We start from the raw sequence: 24,545 nt of genomic DNA on the forward strand, positions 1-24,545 counted from the left end.
CGCCAGCGCCGAGAAGCCCGCCCGGGCCCCCGAAGAAACCCTTGAGCGCATTGCGCGCGAAGCGCTCAGCATCGAAACCCTGAAGACACGCAACAGCGACAGCCTCGACTTCCACGACGTGGCGGTGTGGCGCCTGAAGGAGGCCCTCGAAGCGGCCTATCAGGCTGGCCTGAACGCTGCCCGCAACAAGTAGCGCCTCCTCTCACAACCCACGCCCCGCCCAGCGGGGCAGCAGCGCATGAGGGCCGCCGGGCCACCCTCGTGAACGGCAGACGTGTACCTACGGCCCGGAAAGGAAAACACCACCATGCCTCGCAACGCCGCACCGAAGACGAAGACGAAGAAGCTGGAGTCGCTGAACCTGACGGAGCTGCGCGCCCGCTACCGCGAAGTGGTGGGCGAGGAGACGCGCAGCCCGAACAAGAAGTTCCTCATCCGCCGCATCGAGGAGTCCCTTGCCGCGAAGAAGCAGCGCAGCCCCTCCCGCCGCGCGACGGCCACCGCCCCCAGCGCTCCTCCGGCGCCTGCGGCCCAGGCCGCCCCCACAGCCGAGGGCACGCAGCCGTCCCCCAAGCGCGGGCGCTTCGCCAACATGTCTCTCGAGGAGGTGCAGGCGAAGTACCGCGAAGTCGTGGGACGCCCGACGGGCAGCAACGACATTCCCTACCTCAAGTGGAAGATTCGGGAGGCGGAGGTTGGACGCGTGCCGGTGGGCCCCCGCCCAGAGCGCGAGGCGAAGGTGGGCGAAGACGGCAACCGCGTCCTCCCCTTCTCCTTCGCTGCGGAGGCCGTCAAGGCCCTGGACAAGACGTGGCGCGAAGCGGGCTTCCCGAGCCGGAGGAGCTTCGTCATGCACGCGCTGCACAACAAACTTACGGCAATGGGTGCCACCGAAACCGCCGTGCACTTCGCCCCGAAAGAGGGGTGAGCCTGCCATGGCGACGACGCAGCAGGGAGTCGAGGCACTCGTATTGCCCGAGGCCCTGCCTTCAACGCAGCCCCGCGTCCCCACGGGAACGACATGAAGACACGCAGCGAATTGGAAGCAATGACCGTCAAGAAACTGCGCCGCCATGTAATCGACACAGGAAACAGTTTCCCCTACCTGGGGGAAACCAGGAAGGCCGAGATCATCGACAAGCTGATGAAGATTCAAGCCGAGCGGGAGGGCACGAAGCCCGCCCCAGCCTCCAAGGGGGCGCCCTAGCCGCAGCACCTCGCCATTCAAGGGCCTTGCCGGGCTGCGACAGCCACGTCCGGCAAGCCACGCGGGCGGACCGAAACGGGCCCCGAGCGCGAACACCATGTATCACCACCAGCCACACGCTCAATCAAAAACAGCGCCCGACCCGAACACCAGCGCCCCGGACAGCACACACTCCCTCAAGGGCAGCAAAGAGGGCTTGATACACCAGCCAACCAGGGCGTGTATGCCTTTCGCGACGGACACAAAAGCACCGCACAATCCCACAGGAATACCGACGATGAACGCGACGACCATCCCTTTTCACGTCATCCCGATGAAGATGATTGATTTCAGCAACGTCAGGCTGAGCCTGGACCTCGGCAAGAGCCGGTACGGCACGGCCCAGCCTCAACTGGATATCTTCCTTCCGCCAGGCGCCACCCACCGGCAACTGAGCGCGTTGCTCCACGCCTTCGCCGCCAGCCTGGAGCTAAACACCCCTGCCAGCGAGCGGTGGATTGTGCAGAGCGAGCGCCTCTCGGAGCCGAACCAAGGCCGCATCTACCTGGAACTGGCCGAGGGAGATCATGCCGAGGCCATGCGCGGGATGATGCTCCTCAACACCCTGCTGGGCTGAGCGGAGGGGACAGCGGGAACCCGCGCCGCCGCACCGCGCGGGTTTCCTCGCCCCTCCCCGCCGATGCAATCACACACACTGGAATTCCGCCTGCCGCCCCAGCCCTGGCAGACTGTCCGCCCACCCGCCGAGGGCGGGCGTGAAACCCCGCGCATTCTCGCAATTATTCCAGACACCCAAATCCGCCCTTCCAACCGACGAAGTGGACTTGCTTCATTCGCACACAAGAGCGTGTATGTGTTTCGCGACGGGCGCCACAGCCCCGCGCGAACGCGAGAGGCAAACTCCATGAAGACGCTCCGGTTTGGAATTGAGATTGAGACGGTGGGCGCCAGCCGCCAGAAGCTGGCCCACGCGATTCAGGGCGCGGTGGGCGGGCACGTTTCCGGCGACTACCAGGGCTGGCAGGTGACGGACTCGCAGGGCCGCACCTGGAAAGTGGTGCCAGACGGCTCGCTGAGCGGGGGCGAGTACAGCGGCGAAATCGTCTCCCCCATCCTCACCTACCAGGACATGGAAGCCTTACAGCAGGTGGTGCGCGCCGCGCGCGAGGCCGGCGCCCGCGCCGACGCCTCCACCGGCATCCACATCCACGTCGACGGCAGCCGCTTCGATGCCAAGGGCGTCACCAACCTCGTGAAGATGGTGCACAAGCAGGAGCGCCTCCTGGAGACGGCCCTCGGAGTGAGCGCGACGCGGCTGGCCCGGTTCTGCCGGCCCATCGACGCGGCCTTCATCCAGCGGCTGGAGGCCCGCCGCCCACGCACCCTGCAGGAGGTGAATGAGGCCTGGTACGGGCGCCACAACGTCGCCCCGCAGCGCTACGACTCCAGCCGCTACCACGGCCTCAACCTCAACAGCCTCTTCTTCCGGGGCACGATTGAATTCCGCTACTTCAACGGCTCGGTCCACGCGGGCGAGGTGAAGGCCTACGTCCAACTGGTGTTGGCCCTCGCGGCCCGAGCCCTGGCTTCCAAGGCAGCCTCCAGTAAGCGCCGCGACTTCAACCCCGCCACCGCCAAGTACGACTTCCGGGTGTTCCTCCTCCACCTGGGCCTCATCGGCGAGGAGTTCAAGACGGCCCGCACCCACCTCCTCAAGAAGCTGGAGGGCAGCGCCGCATGGAAGGGCCAGCGCCGCGACAGGCGCAGCCCGGGTGGGAACGGAACTCCTGGCAGCGAGGGCGCGCAGGGCGGCAACGGGAGCGACGTGGGCGGCGAACGCAACGAGGCGCTGGCCGCCTGAAGCGGCCTTCACGCCAGGGCCCTTCGGGCGCCCTGGCTGGCAATGACATCGGCGGGCCGCACGCCCGTCTCCAACGCGAGAAACCCCATGCTCTACTTCGCATACGGCTCCAACCTCGACAGGGCCCAAATGCACACGCGCTGCCCCGGCGCCACTGTCGAAGCCCGCGCCACCCTTCCTGGCCACACCCTGGTGTTTGGCGGCTACAGCCGCCGCTGGGGCGGCGCGGTCGCCAGCGTCCAGCGCGTGCGCGGCGCTCACGTCGAGGGGTTGCTGTACCGCCTCACGCCCGAGGACCTGCGCGCCCTCGACATCTTCGAGGGGCACCCCGTCGCATACCGGCGCGCCACCCGACTTGTGAGGGACAGGGCCGGCATGCGCCGCCGCGCGTTGGTGTACCTCCAGCCCGAGACTGGCTTCGAGACCTGGCCGCCCGCTGGCCGCTACTTCCGCGTCCTCTGGCACGCCTACGGGCGACTGGGCTTCAACCGCGCCGCGCTCGCGGGCGCCCTGGGAGGTGAGACATGACGCGCGCCTCAGTCTCGACGCGTGTCTTCGTCTACGGAACGCTGCTGTCCGGCGAGCCCAACCACCGCCTCTTGCGCGGTGCACGCCTCATCGGCCCAGCGCGGACGCAGCCCCGCTTCAGTCTCTACGACTACGGGCCCTTCCCTGCCCTCGCCTCCAGGGGCAAGCACGCTGTCGCTGGGGAGCTGTACGAAGTCGACGCTGACATGCTGGCTGCGCTCGACAGGCTCGAGGGCCACCCTCGCTTCTACCAGCGCACGTCCATTGCCCTCGACGGTGCCGGCCGCGTCGAGGCATACCTGTTTCCCAAGGGGCGGTTGGCTGGCCGCCCCATCATCGAGTCTGGTTGCTGGCGTCGACACCTGAAGGAGAGGAAACCATGGTAATCATCATGCGCGACGGACGTGTCTTCATGGGCACGGCCGTCCAAATCGTGAAGGGAATGCAGGACATCGCCTTCGGCGTGGAGCGCCTCTCCATTCCCGATTACATCGACTGGGTGGTTGCCAATACCCAGCGTTTCGAGTCCGTCGCGCTGCGCGTGCAGGGCGCAACCGCCGAGGAGAAGGCCGCGTCCCTCGTGGATGAAATGCTGCGCGAGGGCCTGGCGACGCGAGGGTGAGCCGGGCCGGCATGGCATGCCTCTCAGGGCATGCCCATGCGGCCCAGGCCCGTCCGCCGGCCGAAGCGTCCTGTTTCACCTGATGTTTCACGTCCGTCCAGGAGGCGCGCTCCTCATGCGTGGTGCTCGCCACTGCGGCGGGGCAACTCTCTCGCGTCGCGCACAACCCGCTCCCGCAGTGCTTCCTGCTCCGGGGCGTGAGCGCACGCCGAGTCATTCGCCTCCACCAGCCTCAACGCATCCTCGGCGCCCAGCGCGTGCAGCGCCGCGGCCTCTGCCGTTCGGTACTCCGCCTTCGCCCTGGCCATCCGCGTCCGCGATTCGGCACTCCCGTCCATCGTCGCGTATGCTCGCTGCAACGCCACCTCCACCCGCCGCAGTTCTTCTGCGAGGGCCTCCCGCTCGCTCATCGTCATCCGCATTCCCCACAGCACGCGACGCGCCAGTTCGCCGGGCGACGCATGCCAACAACCATTTCCGTGAGGTCACTTCGTATTGTCACAAGAGGCGGGCGCTCCCTCCCTCCACTCAAGCACTGCTCGACTACGACACATGCCCAGAGGATGGTAATCATCACCCGCCGTCCCAACGCGCATTCGCCCCGAATACACAGCAATGCGAGCAAAGCCACACATGCCCAAAATCCCACGCACTCCTGTTTTGAAGGCTCACGGCACATCCTCTTCCACGAGGGAGCCGCTCCGCTCGTCCGCTCCGAAGTCCACGGGCTCTCTTGAGTCAGCCTTCCGCGCCGCCCTTGATGAGGAACTGGCGCGCCCACTCGCCAGCCTCGTCGCGAGACTGGCCGGGGTGGCGAGGCGCCTCGCCCCGGGGCCCCAGCAGGAAGTGTCGAGCCAGCGCCCAGGCCGCGACGCGAAGCCTCCGCAACCCGCTCCAGCGCAGCACCTGCCCCCGCGCCCACCTCCCGCGCCTACAGCCAGAGCGTGTGCCGTCATCGGCTGCCAGCGCCCACACGTCAGCCAGGGATACTGCGGAGCGCACTACCAGAAGCGACGCCTCATGGTGGCCTCGGGCCGCCTGCATGCCGCGTGGGTGGAGGGCGCCGCGCCCCACAGCGTCCCCGACGTCATTCTCCCGCGCGGGCGCAGGCCCAAGGCCGACACCGCGCCTGCTACGCCACCGCCCACCGTCAACCCCGCCCCTCGCATGTGGGTGCGAAAGAAGGGGCACACCGCAGGGGCAACCGGGGCGGACGGCACCTCCGGCCCTGGGAAGCCAACGCCTGCCGGGAAGCCACCAGCGAGTCACCTTCCCTCGGATGGCGAGCGCGCCAAGGCCACCGCTCAGCGCTGGGCCAGCGAGTTCCGCTCGCGGACGCGGCGCGGCTGAAGCGCCCCCGCACGCGCCAGGCCCCCTCCTGCCTCGGGAGGGGCGCCCTTTCCCGCGCGGTGGCATCAGGGCCGTCCGTCCGGTTCGACGGGGGCCAGGCCCCCGTCCCTCGTGACGCGCACCACGTGGGCTGGTGCGAAGGTGCCAGCCCGGCCACACACGATGGCGTCGAGTCGCTGGTCCGACGTCCCCACCACGAGGTCTCCCGCCTCGTTCAGCGCGTATGCCATCGGCGCACCTGGGAGAGTCACCCAAGGGATGGCACGCCACCGCCCCTCGGACGCGTCGACACGCACCAGACTCCCCGCGCCGCCAGACAGGTGCGCGAGGCCCTCCACCACCACGAGGGCGCCGTGCATCCGCACGACATGCAGGGGATTGGCGTGGGGCTCCTCCAGCACCGTCACCCGCCCGGCCTCATGCACCTCCAGCGTGCCCCCAAACTCCCCGTCGTCCCACCCGACGAGGCAAGCCTCGCCCATGGCTTCGAGAACGGAGGCGGAGTCCCCTCCAGGCACGGCTGCACAAGGACTCCCTAGTGGGGGCGCCTTCGGCTTGTCCCAGTGCAACTGGAGAGAGGTGTGCCCCTCGCGCAGCGTCCACCCTCCGGCGCGTCTTGGACTGATGCGGGCGCAGTCGATGGACTCCGCAGGCTGCACCTCCTGCCCGGAGAGTCCCTCCAAGGCCAACCTCGCGTGGCTCCGCGCCACCGGAGAGGCGTGCTTCGCCACCACCTGCTGGAACAACGGCACCAGTTCCTCCGCATGCGTCCGGAAGGCGTAGCTGCCCAGCGCCCCGACAGCCGCGGCCTGGACTTCGCTGTGCGACGCGTACACCGCCTGGCGCAACGCCTCGAGGGCGGCTGCACCTCCCACGCCTCCAAGGGCCTCTGCGGCCCGCGCCCGCACCCAGCCCTCCTCCCCCGTGGCCAGCAGCCGCAGCAGCGGCTCCGTCGCGGCTGGCCGCGCGACGCCCCCCAGGGACACGAGGCTCGCAAGGGCCCGGGCACGGCATTCAGGCACGGCGAGTTGCTGGAGGACCTCGGGCACCGCAGCAGGACTCCCGAAGGCCACCAGCGCCTGCAGCGCCACGGGTGTGAGGCGCACGTCCGCCCGCTGGAGCGCCTGGAGCACCTCGGGCGCGGCCTTCGCGCCTCGGCGCTCGTAGGCCGCCAACGCCGACGCCACGTAGGCCGCTCGCGGGGTGCACGCGTCGAAAACCGCCTCGCAGCTTGGCGCAGGCGCCGACGGGCAGGACGTCCCTGGTGGGCGCCGGAGAGTGGGCTCCTCCAGCTCCCGCGCGAGGAGGGTCCGCAGGCGCGGAACGAACGTCTCCGTGTACATGGAGGGGCGCCGGGCGAGGACGCGGCGCACCAGCACCAGCGCCTCCCAGCTCGACTCCGGATTCTCCAGCACCTCCACCAGCACCGGGGCCAATGTCGGGCCGAGGTGCTCCAGGGCTGACGTGGGCGACTCCAGGAGGTGGCGCACAATGGCTGGCGCTGCTCTCTCGTCATCGAGTGAGGAGAGCGCGTGCAGGGCCAGCCCACCGGGCTCCCGCTCATACGCCTCGATGAGCGCAGGCATAGCGCCCGTGGCCTTCTCTTCCATCTTCGCCAGCGCCTGTGCTGCACCGCCGCGCACGCGACGGTCCGAATGCCGAAGCAGCGAAATCAGCCGAGGGACGACGTCCTCCCCCACGCGCCCCAACTTCCAGGAGGCACACGCCTGCTCCGGCGGCAGCCACTTCTCCCCCGTGTCGGGGCCGTGGAGTTCCTGCAGTAGCGCAAGGCACGCGTCAGCCCCCTCGCAGCAGCCCTCCCATGTCCTGATGTCTTCCCGCTTCCACGGCCGGGAACACCCCAGGGACATCACCACCACCACACACACGAGCCCGGCCAACCAGCGGGGACGCCCAGACTTCACTTCTCCCTCCATGTCATCGCCTCTCATTCTCCCCTCGCTGGGAAGGGACTCCGAACCCAACGCTTCAGCCAGTCACGAACCGCGCAGCGAAGGAGCGCTACGCTCGAGGAGCCTTCACGACGCGGGTGCCGGCCACCCAGTCGTGAAGGCATCGCCGCTCCTCCCCAACGAGGAAGAGCGCGTCCACGAGTCCGAGCCAGCCGAAGTAGCCGCAAAGCGCCATCGGGAGCACGTTCCTCAGCAGGGCGATCCGCCACACCTCCGCCGGACGGCCATCTCTTCGGACGACGCGTATCCCCAGGAGCCGCTTGCCGAGGCTCGCCCCCGTGCCCCGAATCAGGCTCGCCTGTACGAACAGCACGAGGAGTGCCGGTGCGTAGACTACTGGGGCATTCATCGCCGCCTCGTCCGGAATGGCCAGGCACCGAAGCACGCCCAGGAACAGGGACGGGAGCAGGAGCACGGCACCATCAACAAGGCTTGCCGCGAGCCGGGCCCTGCGCGTCGCGAGTTCAGGAGCGGCATGAACGCACTTGAAGCACCGGCCCGCCCAGGACAACGCGCAGAAGGAACAGACGAAGGTGCCGCAACGAGTACATGCACCGTCAGCGGAGAAACCTGGGTGCTCCGAGCACTGGGCTTCCGAAATCGATTCAACGGCCTCGCGGAAGTCGGACATGGGGGGCCGCAGCACAGCTACGCCCGCCCGAAGGCAGCAACTTACTTCGGCGAGAAAGCTCCCATTGGGAGCCAAACTTAACCCAGCAGATCAAGTCACCGAACCCACCACATCAAGCTCCGCACCTCTGAATTGCTTGACGCAAGTCACGGCGGCAAGCTCGATGGATTCGACGAGCCACACGAGCCACACGCCGACATGCAGAACGACTACTTCATGCTCATGGGCGATTCACTCAACCAATGGATGCAGCGCGAAGGACCGCCACCCCAGAAGCAGCTCGTGGGAGTCCCCTGGCAACAGCGCCCTGTCTTCGTGACAGAACCCATCAAGCTACGCATCCGCACAGGAGTGCTCCCGAAGGAACCCTTCCCTGCCTATGAAGGCTCTTGTGAGCCCCTGCTCTCCACCCAGGCCAAGTCCCTTCTTGAGCCTCTTGCCATCAGCCACCTTCAGTTTCTCCCGGCGGACGTCTCCGTCGAAAGCGGGGAAGTCCAGAGGTTCTGGTGGCTCCATGTCTGTCGCTCGATTTATTGCGTCGACAAGAAGCGCACGAAGGGCCTCTTCTACTCACCCCGGGAGATGTTGGCGATTGGCAAGCTCGTGCTCGATGAGCATGCGCTCGCAGCCATTCCCCTGGAGAGACGGCTCATCTTCCGACTGGGCGAACTCCTCTACACCATCCTCCTCCACTCGTCCCTGGTGGACCGACTGCGAGGATGGGAGGCAGAGGGGTTCAAGTTCATGCCCGTCGAGGAGTGGTACCACCCCGACTTCATCGAGGACTACCATGGGCCGTGACGCCCTGGCTGCACCCATCGCCACGTGAAGCGCTTCGAGACGTACTGCCACCGGGCGAGAGACAGCCAGGGCCCATCGCGCTAGCACTTGATGTACCCGCGAGCCTGGCGCCATGAGCACAATGAGTGGGCCGCCATCCCCTCTCTCTGACCAGCGTCGTCTTCGCGCCTTTCGCCACACGGCCTACCGCAAGCGCTGCCGGATCGAGTGTCTCTTCCGTCGCTTGAGGCAGAATCGGAGGGAGGCAACGTGCTACGAAAGGCGCGCCGCCAACTACTTGGCGATGGTCCTCATCGCCTCCATCCGCCTCTGGCTCTAATTTGCGAACACGCCCTAGTTGGACGCACTCACTTCCCGAGCGGACGGAGTGGATGGGCAAAGGCGGAAGCGGCCCTCATCTACGAGGACCTGGGCGTGGCCACGGTACTTCCCGAGACCACGCCCTCCCAGACGCGTGTCTGCTTTCGCCCGGAGTTACTCGGCCCTACCCCGTCCCTCAGTAGAAGGTGATGGTGAACTGCTCCCATGGACCCCGGGCAGTGCGGTCGGCGTACACCCTGCTGCCGCCGCCGCCGCCGTTCTCGACCCCCACGTAGCGGGGGTTGAGGAGATCGGGCGTCGTCAGGGCCACGGTGTCTCCGGTGCCGATGGTGAGCAAGCCCGTGCCGGCAATCTTCAAGATGCGGAAGGTTTCATAGCTGCCAGGCGCCGTGGGGGTGGCTGTCACCCACGAGCCGCCACCGTTCACGGCCATGACATAGTTGCCTTCGTGCGTCTGCAGGTGGACGAGGTCGCCGGATTGCAGCCCGAAGCCGTTGCGGTCCACCAGTCGGAACTTCGCCCAGGAATAATGGTCTTCGGTGAAGGTGGAATACAAATCGCCGCCGCCGCCGTCCTCGGCCCACAGGTAGTAGCCGCCCGAGGTGCGCAGGGAGATGGTTTTCGAGTAGAGACGCGCCACGGTTGCCGCGTCCCTGATGCTCAGCGCGTCGCGCTGCCCGATGGCCTGCCCTCCCAGGGTCTCGACGGTGGTCTGCCCGTTCCTCGTGAACGCCGTCCGGGGGTAGTGCATGATGGAGCCGTAGTCATAGGCGAAGAGGTCGTCGCCGTCGGCGATCTGCTGGTCGAAGTTGTGCTCCTGGCCCGCGAGGATGTTCTCGTACCGTATGCGCACGTAGGTATTGCGGTCCTCGCGCGCCTGCTCATGCCAGAGGCCCAGCGCATGTCCGATTTCATGGATGATGTTGCCCGTGCTGCAGGTGCCATCCATCCACACCCCTTGCTTGCCACCAATTCGCCCCGTGTTGGCACTGCACCCGGTGCCAGACTGGAAGTGGACGTAGTCCGGGTACAGCACCGCGTTGAGCACGGTGCGTTGTACGAAGCGGAGGTGTGTACGCTGTTGCCAGTGATTGATGGCGTCCGTGATCCTCCCCTGGTTTGGTGTGGCCGCGTCGATGCTGTAGGGCACCTCGAAGTTGGGCCAGCGATAGTTTGCTCCGGTGATGGCCACGCCCTGGGCGTGGACTCCCGGGGCGTCGAGACCTCCCCGGGCCTTCACCTCGCGCACGCGCGCCTCCATCTCCTCCACCGTGCCGAGAACCATGTCTCCATCGAGGATGGCCAGTCCATCCACCTCGGCGTACTTCACTGGCACCAGCTTCCCTCTCGCGGCGTTCCAGGCGTAGCCCTCGCGAACCGGGGCGCCAGCCGGCACTCGGGCCATCTCCGGGTCCAGGGCGGGACGCGACTCCAGTCCCTCACCACAGGCGGTGAGCAGCAGACTGGGGATGAACAGAGCAACCAGCGCGGACTTCCATGTGCGTCGAAGCATGGTGCCTCCTTTCCGGAAGGCATTCCGGGGAGCAGGAGACAACCATACCACTCTGACATTTGTCGTTTGAAATGGAGAACCCTCATCAATTCGTGACATGCCCCGGCGCAAGGACTCCAGCAGAAGGCGTGGAAGGCATTTCAGCGCCTTTGGGGCTCCAAGCACCCACGCTCCTGGGGCTCACCGGCGCAGTCGGAGGTGCGCTGTGACCCCCCATCATCCCCCTGATTCGCGGAGGCGCTCAAATGCATGTCATGGACTCTGCGTCCATGGTTCTCAAGTGCTTTCTGGCTGGTCGCCAGAGGACGCTGGCCATTTGCATGTTGCTGGCCGAACGGGAGGGTGAGAGGAATAGTGTCTTTCGTTCCATAGGGGGGCTGGTCCATTCCGGGTTCCATCCTGCTCCTTGGGGGAGAAACAAGATGCGAAGCCGTCAAGGTGTGCTGTGGTCGTGGGGGCTGGGCGTGACACTGGCCTTGTCACTGGGCGCTTGTGGTGTGGAGCCCCTCGACGAAGGGGCAGAGCCTGGAAGTGATGAGGCGTTGACGCAGGTGAGCCAGGAGCTCGCGCCGCCGTGGGACTTGTATGCGGACGCGGTGGCGCCGGGCACCACGCCGGCGGTTCTCCACCCGAACAGGGCGCTGGGCGCACCGGACGGGCAGCGGGCGACGATACCGACCCTGCTCTCGGCGCTGGTGCTGGACCTGGGGCAGGGCGAGGAGGGCACCGGCGACCTGCGCGTCTATTACCATGGCCTGTCGGTGTTCCTGGTGGCCCAGGTGGACTTCCTGAAGGCGGATGGGACCCAGGTCGGCTCCAGCCTGCTGCACATGGGCCTGGGGACCCATGTCGCGGTGGCGAGCTACCCCGGGAACTACCCCTATCGCTACGTGCGCCTGCGGGGCGCGTTGTTCGGGGCCTACCAGGTGGACGCGGTGGAGACGTCCATCCGAGCCTTCTGTGGTGACGGGGTGATTGGTGGAGCCGAAACCTGTGACGACGACAACCAGCTCTCCGGAGACGGCTGTAACAGTGTCTGCCAGGTGGAGCCGGGCTACACCTGCACGGGACAGCCGACAGTGTGTACCGACATCGACGAGTGCGCCGCCGGTACCGACAACTGCAACGAAAACGCCTCCTGCACCAACATCGCGGGCTCCTTCACCTGCGCCTGCAATGCCGGGTACGAGGGCGACGGCGTGACCTGCACCGACATCGACGAGTGCGCCGCCGGTACCGACAACTGCAACGAAAACGCCTCCTGCACCAACATCGCGGGCTCCTTCACCTGCGCCTGCACGGCGGGGTACGAGGGCGACGGCGTGACCTGTACCGACATCGACGAGTGCGCCGCCGGTACCGACAACTGCAACGAAAACGCCTCCTGCACCAACACCGGGGGCTCTTTCACCTGCGCCTGCGATGCGGGGTACGAGGGCGACGGCGTGACCTGCACCAACATCGACGAGTGCGCCGCAAACCCCTGCCTGAACGGTGGCACCTGCATCGACGGCGTGGGTAGCTACACCTGCAAGTGCGCGCCCACCTACGAGGGGAACATCTGCCAGTCTTGCTCCGGCACCCTCGCGGACTGCAACGCGAACTCGTCCGACGGCTGCGAGGTGAACCTCCAGAGCGACGCCGCCAGTTGCGGCGCCTGCGGCATCGTGTGCTCGACGGGACAGATCTGCTCGAACGCCACCTGCCAGACCGCCCCCACCGGCCAGGTCCCCGGCACGCCTGTCAGCTCCCCCGCGAACCACAGCCCGCTGGCCCCGGCGGTCGCCGATGTGAATGGCGACGGCAAGCTCGACATCCTGGTGGCCAATGCCGAATCCGGGTCGACCCAGACTCCCTCTGGCTCGCTCTCCGTCTTCCTGGGGAATGGCGACGCCAGCGTCCAGTCGGAGGTCAACTATGGGAGCGCCTCGCTCTCCAGCAACGCGGTCGTGGCCGTGGACGTGGACGGCGACGGGTGGCTCGACGCCGTCACCGTCGACGGCCAGACCAACCTGCCCCTCATCAACGGAAACATCAGCGTCTACAAGAACCTGGGCTCGAGCGCGCCCGGGACCTTCGGCGCGCCGACGAGCTTCACCACGGGCACCCCAGGCTCCGTCCACCTCTGCACCGGGGACTTCGACAACGACGGGGCGGCTGACATCGCCACGACCAGCGTGACCCAGAACCTGGTGAGCGTGCTGTTCGGCACCGGCGCGGGCAACTTCGGCGCGCCCACGTTCATCGGCATCCAGAGCACCGGCGGCGCTCAGTCGAGCATCGCCTGCCGTGACCTGAACAGCGATGGCCTCTCCGATATCGTGGTGACGAGCCCCGCCAGCGCACGCCTGTCGGTCCTCATCAACCAGGGAGACGGCACGTTCGCCGCACCCGTCGCCTACAGCAATTCCGCCAGCGGCCAGACAGCGGGCATCGCCTTCGGCGACGCCAACGGCGACGGCACGCTCGACATCCTCTCGAACGGCGCGGCCGGCCGGTTCCTCTTCTACTTCAGAGGGAACGGCAACGGCACCTTCGCGAGCGGCGTTCAGTCAACCGCCGCGACCAATACGGCCGCCAACTCGGCGCTGGGCGTCGTGGCCGGTGACTTCAACGGCGATGGCAAGCTCGACGCCTACATCCTCGTGACAGCGGCCTCGGGCGGCGTCCGCCCGATGACCGGCAACGGCAACGGAGGCTTCACCGCGGGCACCGTCGTCACGACCGGCGCCTCGCCTGGCCTCAACGCCATCGCCACCGCGGACATGGACGCGGATGGGTACGCCGATCTCATCCTGACCAACAGGGGCTCCGGCACCGTGACCGTAGTCCCCAACGGACTCTAAGTCGCTGTCCGCGATACCGCGCTGGGGCGGCGTGCCCTGATTTCAGCGCGGTCTCGGTAGGAGAATCGGTGCGCCGCGTGCTTCGAGCGCGGCGCACCGAAAGACGCGCAGGCGCCTGCCCCGTGTGCGTACCCAGAATTCGGTCGCTGCGTCATGGGTGCTTCAAGGCCACCATGGGCATTGCGTCAATGCGAGTGAGCGAGACGCGCGAGGCAATCGGTCTCCTGCGCCTGCGCGGTGGCTTCGGAAGCACTGAGGGGCATCGCCGATCATGAGGTTCGGGCATCTTTCCCACCGCCCGCGCAAACTTCCGAGGCTTCGGGAGGCCTCCTGCCCGGATTTCTTGAGACACCTCACAGCGTGGTGGAAGGTTGGCTAACTGAGTTCGAGGGAGCCTCTCGCAAAGGCGGCGCATACCTGCCGCACGGTATCGAGATGCTGAGGCATGAGGGCGAGTTCCTCCCCCGCCGCATGAGCAACCAGCCTGCTGCAAAGTGGGGTTGGCCAACGCGCGCTCATACCCGTGAGGGCCATCCGGACCACGGTGCCAGTCGAAACGACCTCAAGCGGCGCCGTCACCAGCCAGCGAATGACCTGCGCAGTAGTTCTGGCAGCCTCGCCAGCGGTTATGCCTGGTCCACCAAGGAGCGCGAACGATTGCGCAACCCCGTTGCGACCAAGATCGCTCCAGCGCCGCACCGCGGCGATGAGGAGATCACGAGTGGGGAGCACCATCGCGTAGCGACGGCCTACCAGCGCGAGGAGATGGCGCTCATGCTCTTCTCTAGTGAGGACGCCGCGCTCTACCAGTGCAGGCAGCAGGCTCACCGTCGAGAATGACCGCGTCTGGTTGGCCTGTTCGAAGAGAAGTCGGCGCAACCCAAGGTCGTCAGCATACAGAGTAGCTCCGAGGTGCTTCACGAGGTCGAGAGCATCAGCCGAGCTCTTCCCAATGAAGTCTCGAAGTTCCTCCTCGTCCGGAGCCGCTGCTTGGAGGGCGAGCAGGGGCCGTGGCTCAAGCCGGGCCGATACTTCAAGCCATGAGAGAACGGCACGCGCGGCCTCCAACCTCTCGAGGAGGCGGGGGCTGCCTGCGGGTAATGCCTCGGTGCCCAGACCGATGCCTCCGCCCGTCAGCACGGCACGCCCCCTTGTGACATCGGCTTCCGCCTCGCGCAGTTGGTCCCGGAGTTCATTGAAAAGCGATGCCGGAGCAACGAGCGTGAATGTGCCCGCGAGTTGAGCGAGGAGCGCGCGGTCGGCAGCCGTCTTGAGGGCAGAGCGAGTGACGACAACCTCATTCGCCTCTTGAGCGGCAGCAACCGAGCGGCGTTGCTCCTCGCGAGCGGCCCACTCAACAGGGAGCAGGTCCCCATTCTGCGGGTTGGTACTCAGCCCCTCCATGAGGTCGCTCATCAAGCTCGGAAGCATCTGCTCGAGGAACCCCAGCGGTAGCATCTGCTCCCGGTAGATTTTGAGGACATGAGCGGCACGGGCCCTCTGCGCCTCAAGTGATGCGATGAAAGGCGCGAAGTCTCTGACCGAGGCGAGATCGCCGATGTGAAACCCTTTGATGAAGAATGGCTCGCGAGGAAAGCGCTGCGCGAAATTCATCATTGCGTCTCGGACGGCGTGGACCACGGCAGGGACTATTGCCTCAACGACCCATCGCTCGTGGGACCAGCCGTCTTCGCTCTGAGGCAGAGTGTCGCCCACCTTAAGACCGATGAGGCCCGCTGCCTGAGCATCAACAACGCTCATCTCCCCACGGATCGGATCAATTGGCGAGGTAGAGTAAACAGTGTGCTCACGCGATGCACCATCATGGCTCTTGAGCCGAACATGCGTGTCGGGACCAACCTCGGACAAGGGCTGTGGCAGGACGTTGGCCAGAAGATGCAGCATGATGAAGCCGCGATGGAGTCGAGGGTCCTCTGGGGCATCACGAAACGCACGGAAGGCAAGCGGCAAGCCCGTGTCAGGTTGCCCCGCCGAACAAAGAAGCCGGGCGGTTTCCATGCGCTCGGCAGGTAACTGCGCCGGTTCGGCAACTAGCAAGTTCAGATGTGGCCGTGCATCCTCAATCCTACCGGACTCGAGTAGCCAATGTGCCAGAACGAGGCGCGTGCGCGGAACTTCTTTGCCTCCCTCGACGAGCGCGGTGAGGTGCCGTAGGGCGGCACCTACGTCCTCCTGACGGAGCGCGATGTCCGCCGCCATGCGAAGCGCCCAGTCAGGGAGAGGCCCTGCTGCCGCGAGCTGCTCCACAAGGGCCTTCACGCGGACGAGTTCGTCCGCCCGCATCAATGCATTCGCGTAAACTCGGAGGGCCGAAGCCGGCACCTTTGCAGGTCCCAGCTCATCGAAGGCTTGCAGGGCTTCCTTCGTGCAGCCAGCTTTGAGCAGGTGGGAGCCGAGCTCAGTGACGATGCCCGGCTGGCTTGATTCGTCTAGCCCGCTCGCCTCGCGAAAGCATGCAGTACCTTCGTCGATGTTTCCGCGCACAAAAGCTATCCGTCCTCTGAGTACAGCGTAGAGCGGCTCCGACACTCCCTTTGGAGTCACTCCCGTGAGAATTCGCGCAGCAAGGTCTGCGTCAGAGATTTCCAGTGCAGCATCAGCGAGAGTGAACCGCACAAAATCGAAATTGACTGCCTTCGTCAGCCGACGGAGCACCGCATCGATATCACGGCGGGCAGCCTCCTTCTCGCCACGCCTAGCGAAGAGGAGGGCCCGCATGGCTGCGAGCGGTGGGTTTTCATCCGCCACTGGATGGCGGAGAAGGTCAAGCGCGCCAGCGTCATCTCCTCCGCCCACCTTGATGCGGGCGGCTTGGTAGATTGTGTCTGGGTCATCGGCTGAGAGCTCTCGCGCAAGCCGCAGGTCTGCCTCTGCTTCGTCGGCGCGGCTTAGGAGTGAGCGGGCCATTGCGCGAAGGGCTAACCCCTTTCGCGCGAATGGATGCGCGTCATCAGCACACAACCTAATAACTTCAGTGGAGAGCCGCTCAATGTCCTCAAGTCGCGCGTGGTCTACGACGTCGCTGGTGCGCATGGAGGCGCACAGGAATGCGTTGGCACGGAGAAAGACTACTTCGGGAGTCTTCACGCCGTCTGCCAGGAGATTGGCAGTCAGTTCCAGAACACGCGGCCAATCGGCCACTTCGGCTGCAACATGCGCCAGCGCCGTTCGGTAACCCTCCGACGTGGACACGGTTGCCGGAGGCGACGGAAGTGGCTCACCGGATGCGGTCGCAACCTGAGCCCTTACCCCCCAGAGGTCAGAATCCACAGGATGCGCGCTCAAGCCCTGGTCGACGAAGGCCCGTGCCATGGCCACATCCCCTGAATAGAGCGCAGCAAGGGCTGCTACCTGAAGCGCACGAGCTCCGCTCGGAACAACCTCAAGAGCAGAGCGCGCATATCTAAGAGCCTCGTCGTACCGGCCGAGCTGAGTGAGTGCGGTTGAGCGCTGCTGGTCGAGCCGGTAACGGACCTGCGGCTCGACTTGTTGCATGCCGAGCACAGAATCCATCCGATTGAGTATCTCAAGCGCCACAGCAGGGTGCTGCTTCTGAAGAAGCTGCCGTGAGAAGTCGAGATCCCGGTGCCACCGGTCGTCCTTCGCTGGGGGGCGGACCTTGATCTTTGACCCCGCAAGCAGGTCGACGAGCTCCTTTCTCGTCCGACGGAGCCTGCGGGCGCATACATCTCCAGCATCCGTGGCTAGCACCGCAAGAGCAGCCGTCGCCATCTCTCTGTCTTCGAGGACCGACTCAGCAAGGAGCTGCAGCGCGAACTTGTGGTCCGGGTCCTGTGCCCGGTCCAGGTCCCACGGAATAACTACCAAGCGCCGGAGGACTGACGAGTCAGGCCCAAGCTCCTTTAGCAATCTGACGGTATCCGGCTTCAAGGCGTCCTGCCGCCCTGCCCGCAGTCGCTCAATGTCACCAGGGAGGGCGCTGTACAGCCACCTGCTCGATCCACGATTAACCACGAGGACTACCCTGAGCGAATCGTCCGGCGGCGACCTGGTACGGACGCGCGCTAGCATCTCCTGCAGCTTCGCGCCGCCCGTCATCCCGTGTTTTGCTTGGACCTCTATGGCCGGATGTCGGTCACCGAACTCGATACGAGCATCATCACCGGGACCATCGGTCTCCCCCGAAACAGCAATCGGAGTGTCGTCGACTGGGCTTAGCCAGCCCAACCGCATACCGGCAAGAATGTGGACGTAGATGTACGCAATGACACGTGCTTGGTAGGTGGTCCCGAAGAACGTAGCGTCACCGCCCATCAGCTCAGCCTCCCCTTGCCTAAACTCGACGTGGGCGACGTGCCCGGCCGAAGTGCGCGAACTACCGTAGTCTACTGCCGAAGGGGACATCCCAATGTCCCGGATCAGGATGGCAGCCCCGGATAGGGTCTAATGTCGGGCCATCTAGCCTGTGCCTACCCCAAACTGGGCGCTGGGCCGCAAGCCCGTCAGCTCCGTCACGCCGCTAGGCCGCACGTGCGGCCGGACGGAGGTGATGCCGAATCTCCCCTCCAGGACCTGGAGCGTGGCCCCGTCGTACTTGGCACCTCCTCGTTTCACCGAGGACGGCGGCGTGGATGGCACCCTCCGCCTCCGTCTCCTCGACGTAGGCGTCCCGGGCACGCTAGGGCGTGTCCGCAAATTAGAGCCAGAGGCGGATGGAGGCGATAAGGACCATCGCCAGGTAGTTGGCGGCGCGCTTCTCATAGCGCGTCGCCACCCGCCGGTTCTGCTTCAAGCGATTGAAGAGACACTCCACCCGGCAGCGCTTGCGGTAGGCCGCGCGCCGGAAGGCGCGCTGCCGGGGCTGGTTCGAGCGAGTGGGGATGATGGCGTGCACCCCATGTTCGCGGCACCAGGCGCGGAGGCTGGGGTAGCTGTAGCCTTTGTCCGCCGCGAGGGCGTCGGGCAAGCGGCGTGGCGCACCCGGCGAGTGAGCTCTCGGCACGCTGCCACCCGCCATCAGCGCCTCGAAGGCCTGCGTCTCATGGCGCTGACCTGCCGTCAGCTCGAAGACGAGCGGCCGCCCCTGGCCCTCCGCCCGGACGTGCAGCTTGGTAGAGAAGCCTCCCTGGCTGCGGCCCAGCGCTTCGGCCTCCCCCCTTTTACCGGCGTGCCGCGTGCGCCGGCTGCGTGCTGGTGGGCTCGGATGACGCTGGCGTCCAGGAAGTGCAGCGTCCAGTCCAGGTGCTCATCCTCGTGCGCTTCGGCCTGCAACTGCCGCAGCACCCGCGCCCAGATGCCTGCCTCCTGCCAGCGGTAGAATCGGCTGCTGAGCGTCTTCCAACTGCCGAACTGCTCCCGAGGCACGTCGCGCCAGGGCGCTCCCGTGCGCAGCACCCAGAGGATTCCGTCGAGCACTTCGCGGTGCTCCTTGTTCGGACGGCCCCGCGCGGGTTTCTGGGGCGGCAGCAGTCCTACCAGCCGCTCCCATTGGGCGTCCGTCAGCTCTCCTCGGCTCATGCCCTCCTAACACCCGGCTCCGCTCGAACTATTTGCGGACACGTCCTAGGCACTCGCGACACTTCGCACGCGGTACAGCCCTGGCGCCGTCACCCGCACCGTGGCCGTGCCGCTGCCCTGGCAGTTGAGGTCCGCCGTCCCACGCAGCCACCGCACGCGCCTCTCAGCGCCCGCAGGCTGGAGCTCAGCGACGCCGCCCCGCCGCTCGTGGACCAACACCTCCACCGTCGGCTCCCCCCGGCAGTCGGCCTCCTGCTCCACATCCTGCGTCAGCCGCATCCGCATGGGGGGCTCCTCCGTCAGCAGTAGGCGTCGGGCGCGCGGGCGGGGCAATCACCCAAGGGAGGTAGGCGTCAGCGGTGAACGCGGCTGAACGAAAGCGCCGACGAGCCTCTAACTGGAGGAGGACCAGCGAGCGAATCACCCGTCGGCGCTCTCGGGGCGAGCCTAGGTAGACACCGGACGAGCGCTCTACGACGAGAGGCTCCCGAAGATGCGCACGTAGGTCTCGTGAGGAACCTCTTCCTTCAACCTCCTCACAAGCACGACGCTGATCCGGCGAAGGACAACCGCCCGCCCCCGAGACACGTCCTGTGTTGCGGACGCGCCGTCCCCCATATCGGCGTCCGTCTCGACGGACTCCTTCCACACGTCGCGGAGGATTGCCTTGGAGTTGCCCCCGTCAAATCGGACAGCTCAAGGTTGAGAGTTAGCAGTACGGAACTCGCGGGGTGACTTCATCTTGAGGCCCCGGTGAGGGTGGCAGCGGTTGTAGTCATCGAACCAGGCGGGCAGCTGCGCCAGGACATGGGCTGCCGAGTGCAACTCGTTGACGTACACGTAGTCGCGCTTGAAAGTCTTCACGAAGGCCTCGGCCATGCCGTTGCTCTGGGGGGAGTACGAGGGCGTGGTGCACACCCGCAGGCCGAGACCCAGGCCGAAGTCGCGGGTGTCCTTGGCGGTGTAGACGGGGCCGTTGTCCGACAGCCACTCCACCGGGTGGGGCGCCTTGGCGGTGCCCGGGCCGAAGCGGGCCTCGAACGTCTCGACCATGAGGTCCTGGATGGTGAGCGCGGTAGGCGGCTGGGCGGCGGCCTGGAAGGCGATGGCTTCGCGGTCGCAGCAGTCCAGGCTGAAGGCGACGTGGACGCGCTCGCCATTCCAGCAGCGCACCTCGAAGCCGTCGGAGCACCAGCGAAGGTTGGACTTGAGCGTCACCACCTGGCCCTCGTGGGTGCGCGTCGGCTTGCCGGTATGGCGTTGCAGCAGCAATTGGCCCTGGCGCATGAGGCGGTAGACGCGCTTGTGGTTCACTCCGGGCCTGCCCTCGGCTCGGCGCTGCCGGGTAAGAACCGCGCACGCCCTGCGGTAGCCGTAGGTGGCTCTCTGCCCGACAACGGCCTTGAGTTCCTCGAGGACCTCGGCGTCGGATTGGACGTCCGGGCGGCGGGGCTGCCGAGGGGAAAGGGGGCGGTGCAGCGTGGAACGGGCGACCGCGAGGGCCCGGGCCACCGCGCTCACAGAATGCCTCCCAGCTTGGACAAGGCCGCGGGCGACAATAGTTTTTTTTCGCGCACCAGCTCCATCGCGTCCCGGAGGATTTCCGCCTCCTGCGTCTTCTTGCCCAGCAGCCGCTGCAGCTCGCGCACCTGGGCCTTGAGCGCCTGGACCTCGGACTCGGGCACCACGGCTTCGCCGGCCTGCAGCCCCGACACGCCACCCGACTCCTTCAACTGCCGCCACCGGAACAGCAGGCTGGCGTTGACGCCGTACTTACGGGCCACCAGGGAGACGCTGCTGCCCGGCGCCTCGCACTCGGCCACCAAGCGCAGCTTCTCCTCCGCGGAGTACCGGCGGCGACGCTTGCTCTCGGGCCCCTCCGGGGCTCCCTCGTGAGTTTTCTTCTCCATCATCAGACTCGCCTTCTAGCCGATCGAGCCTGTCCGACTCTTCAGGGGGCTACACCATGCCTCGTGGTCGGTCTCCTTCGTCAGTCGCTTACGGAGAACAGCGACCTCGTCCAGCGTTGCAGCCATCGAGACGAGAAGCTTCTTATAGAATTCGTGGTGAGGATCGCCTGGTCTTCCCACGGCTTGCTTAATGGCCTCTCGGCCAGTCGTCGTCTCGACCTCGACGTCATTCAGGTGTTCTTCGAGAAGTCTGCGCGTTTCAATCGAAAGCGGGTGCATGGAGCCTCACTTCACGACGCGAGCGCGGAGAGCGCCCCCCTTCGAGCCAGCATGGCTCTGAACGCTCAGCATAGAGGGTAGCCTCACGGCTGGGGGCTCCACTACGAGCGTCCGTCCAGTGCACCTTCGGAAGCAGAGCCTTCCAGCGGGCCGTCTCGGAGTATGCGGCGCCCAACAGAACGCCCTCCTTGACCAGTGGAGACAGCCAAGTCCCGCAACATACAGCCGCGAGTTGGGGCAGCAGCAACCTAGCGCGGCCGGCTCGACACCGACCGCGGAGGCTGCGGACGCGGGCACCGATGCCACCTACATTGCGACACACAGGGGGGCGATGCACAGTAGGTGCTCCGCCGACATGTGTAGTGGGCGCTCGCATGGTGCCCGGATGCCAGGAGGGCGAAGCTGGTGGCCTCCACGGTGCCTTATCCACCCCCCCAGAACTCGGTCGCCGCGACAGGCTTGGCTCATTAGATCCACAGATCCACGTTCAGCCGAGTATCGGGGCCGGCGACGGAGGCTTGCAGCAACAACGAAGGGAAGCTCATGGAGCACCCCGACACCTACTCCTTGGCGGAATCGCCACACCAAAGTCCGGCGCCCCGGGATGGCGGAGCGGTACGGCGGCCGGTGGTGAAAAACCTGTCCCAGAAGGCTCGGGTCGTGCCGTTGGCGATTGAGGGCGGAGCTTGGACCGTCGTCCACCTTCATTCACCCACATCACAGGACATTGTATGGATGACTCTACGAATCCTTCCCCCTCTGCGCCGCATCCGCTCGAAGTCTTCGCGGGGTTCCTGCAGGGCGTTGCGCAGTTGGTGACCGCGACAGCCGCAGTAGCCAACGAGGTCTACACCCGTCGGCTTGTGGAGGCCGGCCAGCAGGTGGACAGCCCTCCCCCATCGTCCACCAGCAACATCATTCCGCCGGACGTCAAGACCTTCGGGACGAAGCTCGGCAACTTCTTGTTCGGCTTCCATGCGGCCGTCACCGAGTTCGCCGATGGCCCGACGGCGCGCTGGATTGCGCAAGTGAAGATGAACGCTGATGCCCACGGAGAGTCCGTTCACGACTACGTCAAGCACGAGAGCGTCCACTACGGGTGCCGTCTCGCCGTTAGGGGCATGCACGAGGAAAAGAACTTCGGCGCCGTTGAGGTGCTCGCCAGAAGTGCGCTGTCCTTGGATCTCCGGCAGGGAGATAGCTTCCGCCTCGGGTCTGCCCTTGTGGAAAAGCCATGGCAAGCCGAGCGGGACCCGGCCAAGAAGCTCCGTAACTTCGTCCTGCGGGCAAGGAATCACCCGACTGAGGACCCCGGCTCGCACGAATACGGAATGCGTCCGCCGCGGCTTCCCAGCCTCGGAATGACGGCGCAGTTCATTCCGCGTGAGGCGGGCGCGTCGAACCAGGAAAACGAGGAGGCATCGGACGCACTCCAGCCGGGCGACATCGCGGAGCCGCTAACGGAGCACCGCATCGCTCAAGACGAACAGCTCGAGCAAGTGCGCGCAGCCATGAAGAAGAAGCTCACGCCCCAGGCGTACTCGCTCTGGGAGGAGCACCAGCAGGACTGCAGCTATTCGGAGGCGGCACGTCGCCTCGGCATGTCGAACAAGGAACGCGAGCGGTACCGGCGCGAAATCACCCGGAAGACGAAGCCCGTACATAAGCGGGTCCGGAACTCGACGCGCTGAGGGCCTCTGGCAACTGCCGTCGGAGCGAACGACCTGGCGGCAGTTCCCTCGGCCTCGTGTGCCCACCCAGCGCCCAAATCCGGTCACTGCGTCATACGTTCGTCAAGGCGAGTGAGCGCGACGCGTGGGGGCCGAGACCACCGAGTGCCTGTAGCGACGAAGGGGGAGGTGAAGCACCGGGGAGCGGCAGCGGGGCGCACCAAGCTGCTGCTGCGCGCGGCTTGGCTCGACACCGCCTGCGGAGGCCTGCCCTCGCAGGCCCTGGACGCCGGCCAAGCGGGCCGCGATTCGCCACGGGAGCCCCCGGACATGGGCTTGGCTTGTCGCAGGTCCCGCACGCGCGTCGAGATCATGCGACCTTTACCCACCACCCCATGCTTCGCCCCGCGAGCCCACGCCTACCGCCGCCACGAACTCGCTGTGAAGCGGACACCGGCAGATCGGAACCATGGACGGGAGGTCACCCACCGTGTAGTTTGCGGACATTCATTCGGTCCCCGATTGAAGGGCTCCAGCAGCCCCTCCTTGAAACCACTGAATATTACTCAGCTTTCGGCCCTCAGAGAGTTTGAGTCCTCTCAGAGAAAAGCCGAGAACGAGTTCGCGCAGGGCTTCATTCGGGGAGCTACTTGAAGGGCCCTACCAACCGGTAGGGCCCTTTTTGTTTAACAAGGGCCTCGCGATGATATCGCGGGGCCTTCGTGCTTAAGCCGCTGAATCCCAAGGGATTCTGGCTCGCGGTGACGAAGAGGGCGCTCTCGGCGCTCTATCCCGCAGAGCGAGATACCCCCTCTCCTCCGCCGCCGATTGAGCCCTCTGGACTGCTCTTTCACTCGTTTTGGTGAGAGAGAGGCCGAGAGTGGTTAACAGTTTTGTTAACCACCGCAGGCACCCGATTCTGACAATCCCGGGCTTTCGATGTCGTACCTTCCAGGGTTACGCCATTTCCCTCTTTCAGAATGCTGAAATGGGCCACCTGTTAACCGAGAGAGCGGAAAAGGGCTCGCCGTTACTCGGCATTCTCGATTTTGTCGCGCGGAGCAGACTCTCCGAGACGGCTCTCAAACCGTCTCGGCCGCGATTCTCGACCGGCGCACAGCCCTCTGTCCCCGCTGCTCCGCGCGGGGCACGTGCCCTCGAATAGGTCTCTGGACCGAAATGACAATGCGAGGATGCGCCCGCGTTCGCCCGCTCCCGTGCTGAGCCGTCCAGAGGCCCGCGCAGCAGTCCGCCGCGACTGCCCCACGACGGCCCACTGATCCGCTGAGTTGCGGCTGCGCTTCCGGGCGCGAGGAGCTGCGCGAAAACGAGTCGCCGTGGCCCGGTTGACCAGTTCCTTGGCTGGCCGGGCAACGAGGTCTTCGCACACCTGCACGGGAGCACCTTCTACAGCGGTGATCACGGCGGTTGAGGTGGGTAGTCGCAGAAAGAGAACCAAGCGGCTGCGTCCTGCGGCAGCACGGTCGAGAGTGCCTCGCGCATGGCCTGAATGAGAGCGGCATGGGTTCGTGCG

Annotated in this window: 21 protein-coding genes and 2 pseudogenes; 12 read left to right on the forward strand and 11 right to left on the reverse strand. The window is 66.1% G+C overall.

The window, feature by feature from the left end; translation table 11 throughout:
* From D7X32_RS30565 to D7X32_RS30600, 8 genes are all read left to right on the forward strand, one after another.
* Positions 1 to 193 (forward strand): DUF6900 domain-containing protein (locus tag D7X32_RS30565; RefSeq protein WP_120606098.1); only part of this gene is annotated, 193 nt, incomplete at its 5' end.
* A gap of 114 nt (positions 194 to 307) precedes the next feature.
* Positions 308 to 928, forward strand: a complete 621-nt coding sequence (locus tag D7X32_RS30570) for a DUF2924 domain-containing protein (protein WP_120606099.1) — start codon at positions 308 to 310, stop codon at positions 926 to 928.
* Between the two features lie 93 nt (positions 929 to 1,021).
* A complete protein-coding gene (locus D7X32_RS30575) occupies positions 1,022 to 1,207 on the forward strand; it encodes a hypothetical protein (protein WP_120606100.1) in 186 nt (61 codons plus the stop codon).
* A 277-nt stretch (positions 1,208 to 1,484) separates the two neighbouring features.
* Positions 1,485 to 1,823 (forward strand): hypothetical protein, encoded by a 339-nt coding sequence (locus tag D7X32_RS30580; RefSeq protein WP_120606101.1) that lies wholly within the window; start codon positions 1,485 to 1,487, stop codon positions 1,821 to 1,823.
* Positions 1,824 to 2,111: 288 nt separating this feature from the next.
* Entirely contained in the window at positions 2,112 to 3,068 is a 957-nt protein-coding gene (locus D7X32_RS30585) for an amidoligase family protein (protein WP_120606102.1), read from the forward strand.
* Positions 3,069 to 3,155: 87 nt separating this feature from the next.
* A complete protein-coding gene (locus D7X32_RS30590) occupies positions 3,156 to 3,596 on the forward strand; it encodes a gamma-glutamylcyclotransferase family protein (protein ID WP_120606103.1) in 441 nt (146 codons plus the stop codon).
* A complete protein-coding gene (locus D7X32_RS30595) occupies positions 3,593 to 3,982 on the forward strand; it encodes a gamma-glutamylcyclotransferase family protein (RefSeq protein WP_120606104.1) in 390 nt (129 codons plus the stop codon). Before D7X32_RS30590 ends, D7X32_RS30595 begins: the two co-directional genes overlap by 4 nt.
* A gap of 5 nt (positions 3,983 to 3,987) precedes the next feature.
* Entirely contained in the window at positions 3,988 to 4,218 is a 231-nt protein-coding gene (locus tag D7X32_RS30600; RefSeq protein WP_120606116.1) for a hypothetical protein, read from the forward strand.
* Positions 4,219 to 4,331: 113 nt separating this feature from the next.
* Here the strand turns inward: D7X32_RS30600 and D7X32_RS30605 are convergent, their stop codons facing one another.
* The 4 genes from D7X32_RS30605 to D7X32_RS30620 form a co-directional block, all read right to left on the reverse strand.
* Positions 4,332 to 4,634 (reverse strand): hypothetical protein, encoded by a 303-nt coding sequence (locus tag D7X32_RS30605; protein WP_120606105.1) that lies wholly within the window; start codon positions 4,632 to 4,634, stop codon positions 4,332 to 4,334.
* Positions 4,635 to 4,956: 322 nt separating this feature from the next.
* Entirely contained in the window at positions 4,957 to 5,106 is a 150-nt protein-coding gene (locus tag D7X32_RS45620) for a hypothetical protein (protein WP_158625789.1), read from the reverse strand.
* A 527-nt stretch (positions 5,107 to 5,633) separates the two neighbouring features.
* Positions 5,634 to 7,505: a HEAT repeat domain-containing protein gene (locus D7X32_RS30615; RefSeq protein ID WP_120606106.1), complete on the reverse strand. Its 1,872-nt coding sequence runs from the start codon at positions 7,503 to 7,505 to the stop codon at positions 5,634 to 5,636.
* Positions 7,506 to 7,590: 85 nt separating this feature from the next.
* Positions 7,591 to 8,172: an RDD family protein gene (locus D7X32_RS30620; RefSeq protein WP_120606107.1), complete on the reverse strand. Its 582-nt coding sequence runs from the start codon at positions 8,170 to 8,172 to the stop codon at positions 7,591 to 7,593.
* A gap of 198 nt (positions 8,173 to 8,370) precedes the next feature.
* Here D7X32_RS30620 and D7X32_RS30625 point away from each other — a divergent pair, with 198 nt between their 5' ends.
* Positions 8,371 to 8,973 (forward strand): imm11 family protein, encoded by a 603-nt coding sequence (locus D7X32_RS30625; RefSeq protein WP_120606108.1) that lies wholly within the window; start codon positions 8,371 to 8,373, stop codon positions 8,971 to 8,973.
* Between the two features lie 121 nt (positions 8,974 to 9,094).
* Positions 9,095 to 9,292: a transposase gene (locus D7X32_RS30630; protein WP_439329029.1), complete on the forward strand. Its 198-nt coding sequence runs from the start codon at positions 9,095 to 9,097 to the stop codon at positions 9,290 to 9,292.
* 177 nt (positions 9,293 to 9,469) lie between these two features.
* Here D7X32_RS30630 and D7X32_RS30635 read toward each other — a convergent pair whose 3' ends face one another.
* Positions 9,470 to 10,807, reverse strand: a complete 1,338-nt coding sequence (locus D7X32_RS30635; RefSeq protein WP_244239270.1) for a M12 family metallopeptidase — start codon at positions 10,805 to 10,807, stop codon at positions 9,470 to 9,472.
* Between the two features lie 422 nt (positions 10,808 to 11,229).
* Between D7X32_RS30635 and D7X32_RS30640 the strand changes: the two genes are divergently transcribed.
* Positions 11,230 to 13,653 (forward strand): FG-GAP-like repeat-containing protein, encoded by a 2,424-nt coding sequence (locus D7X32_RS30640; protein WP_158625790.1) that lies wholly within the window; start codon positions 11,230 to 11,232, stop codon positions 13,651 to 13,653.
* Between the two features lie 375 nt (positions 13,654 to 14,028).
* On the opposite strand, the gene D7X32_RS45110 is transcribed toward D7X32_RS30640, so the two are convergent.
* The 6 genes and pseudogenes from D7X32_RS45110 to D7X32_RS45115 form a co-directional block, all read right to left on the reverse strand.
* The gene (locus D7X32_RS45110; RefSeq protein ID WP_147450330.1) at positions 14,029 to 17,949 is read right to left on the reverse strand and encodes a tetratricopeptide repeat protein; all 3,921 of its coding nucleotides are present in this window, start codon (positions 17,947 to 17,949) and stop codon (positions 14,029 to 14,031) included.
* A gap of 382 nt (positions 17,950 to 18,331) precedes the next feature.
* Positions 18,332 to 19,152: pseudogene (locus tag D7X32_RS30655) on the reverse strand (IS5 family transposase).
* 45 nt (positions 19,153 to 19,197) lie between these two features.
* On the reverse strand, positions 19,198 to 19,437 hold the full coding sequence (locus D7X32_RS30660; RefSeq protein WP_120606113.1) for a hypothetical protein: 240 nt from the start codon (positions 19,435 to 19,437) through the stop codon (positions 19,198 to 19,200).
* Positions 19,438 to 19,623: 186 nt separating this feature from the next.
* Entirely contained in the window at positions 19,624 to 19,803 is a 180-nt protein-coding gene (locus D7X32_RS45625; protein ID WP_120606114.1) for a hypothetical protein, read from the reverse strand.
* Positions 19,804 to 19,834: 31 nt separating this feature from the next.
* Positions 19,835 to 21,065: pseudogene (locus D7X32_RS30670) on the reverse strand (IS3 family transposase).
* Positions 21,066 to 21,077: 12 nt separating this feature from the next.
* Positions 21,078 to 21,341: a hypothetical protein gene (locus D7X32_RS45115; RefSeq protein ID WP_147450331.1), complete on the reverse strand. Its 264-nt coding sequence runs from the start codon at positions 21,339 to 21,341 to the stop codon at positions 21,078 to 21,080.
* A 731-nt stretch (positions 21,342 to 22,072) separates the two neighbouring features.
* On the opposite strand from D7X32_RS45115, the gene D7X32_RS30675 reads away from it, so the two are divergent.
* Positions 22,073 to 23,032, forward strand: a complete 960-nt coding sequence (locus D7X32_RS30675; RefSeq protein WP_120606115.1) for a hypothetical protein — start codon at positions 22,073 to 22,075, stop codon at positions 23,030 to 23,032.
* Positions 23,033 to 24,545 lie beyond the last annotated feature (1,513 nt).

The sequence above is a fragment of the Corallococcus carmarthensis genome (assembly GCF_003611695.1).
GTDB classification, from domain to species: domain Bacteria; phylum Myxococcota; class Myxococcia; order Myxococcales; family Myxococcaceae; genus Corallococcus; species Corallococcus carmarthensis.

Coding starts and splice junctions, on each gene's coding strand:
- D7X32_RS30570 (WP_120606099.1), top strand. CDS start 308: ATGCCTCGCAACGCCGCACCGAAGACGAAGACGAAGAAGCTGGAGTCG.
- D7X32_RS30575 (WP_120606100.1), top strand. CDS start 1,022: ATGAAGACACGCAGCGAATTGGAAGCAATGACCGTCAAGAAACTGCGC.
- D7X32_RS30580 (WP_120606101.1), top strand. CDS start 1,485: ATGAACGCGACGACCATCCCTTTTCACGTCATCCCGATGAAGATGATT.
- D7X32_RS30585 (WP_120606102.1), top strand. CDS start 2,112: ATGAAGACGCTCCGGTTTGGAATTGAGATTGAGACGGTGGGCGCCAGC.
- D7X32_RS30590 (WP_120606103.1), top strand. CDS start 3,156: ATGCTCTACTTCGCATACGGCTCCAACCTCGACAGGGCCCAAATGCAC.
- D7X32_RS30595 (WP_120606104.1), top strand. CDS start 3,593: ATGACGCGCGCCTCAGTCTCGACGCGTGTCTTCGTCTACGGAACGCTG.
- D7X32_RS30600 (WP_120606116.1), top strand. CDS start 3,988: ATGCGCGACGGACGTGTCTTCATGGGCACGGCCGTCCAAATCGTGAAG.
- D7X32_RS30605 (WP_120606105.1), bottom strand. CDS start 4,634: ATGACGATGAGCGAGCGGGAGGCCCTCGCAGAAGAACTGCGGCGGGTG.
- D7X32_RS30615 (WP_120606106.1), bottom strand. CDS start 7,505: ATGGAGGGAGAAGTGAAGTCTGGGCGTCCCCGCTGGTTGGCCGGGCTC.
- D7X32_RS30620 (WP_120606107.1), bottom strand. CDS start 8,172: ATGTCCGACTTCCGCGAGGCCGTTGAATCGATTTCGGAAGCCCAGTGC.
- D7X32_RS30625 (WP_120606108.1), top strand. CDS start 8,371: ATGCAGAACGACTACTTCATGCTCATGGGCGATTCACTCAACCAATGG.
- D7X32_RS30630 (WP_439329029.1), top strand. CDS start 9,095: ATGAGTGGGCCGCCATCCCCTCTCTCTGACCAGCGTCGTCTTCGCGCC.
- D7X32_RS30635 (WP_244239270.1), bottom strand. CDS start 10,807: ATGCTTCGACGCACATGGAAGTCCGCGCTGGTTGCTCTGTTCATCCCC.
- D7X32_RS30640 (WP_158625790.1), top strand. CDS start 11,230: ATGCGAAGCCGTCAAGGTGTGCTGTGGTCGTGGGGGCTGGGCGTGACA.
- D7X32_RS45110 (WP_147450330.1), bottom strand. CDS start 17,949: ATGGGCGGTGACGCTACGTTCTTCGGGACCACCTACCAAGCACGTGTC.
- D7X32_RS30660 (WP_120606113.1), bottom strand. CDS start 19,437: ATGCGGATGCGGCTGACGCAGGATGTGGAGCAGGAGGCCGACTGCCGG.
- D7X32_RS45115 (WP_147450331.1), bottom strand. CDS start 21,341: ATGCACCCGCTTTCGATTGAAACGCGCAGACTTCTCGAAGAACACCTG.
- D7X32_RS30675 (WP_120606115.1), top strand. CDS start 22,073: ATGGATGACTCTACGAATCCTTCCCCCTCTGCGCCGCATCCGCTCGAA.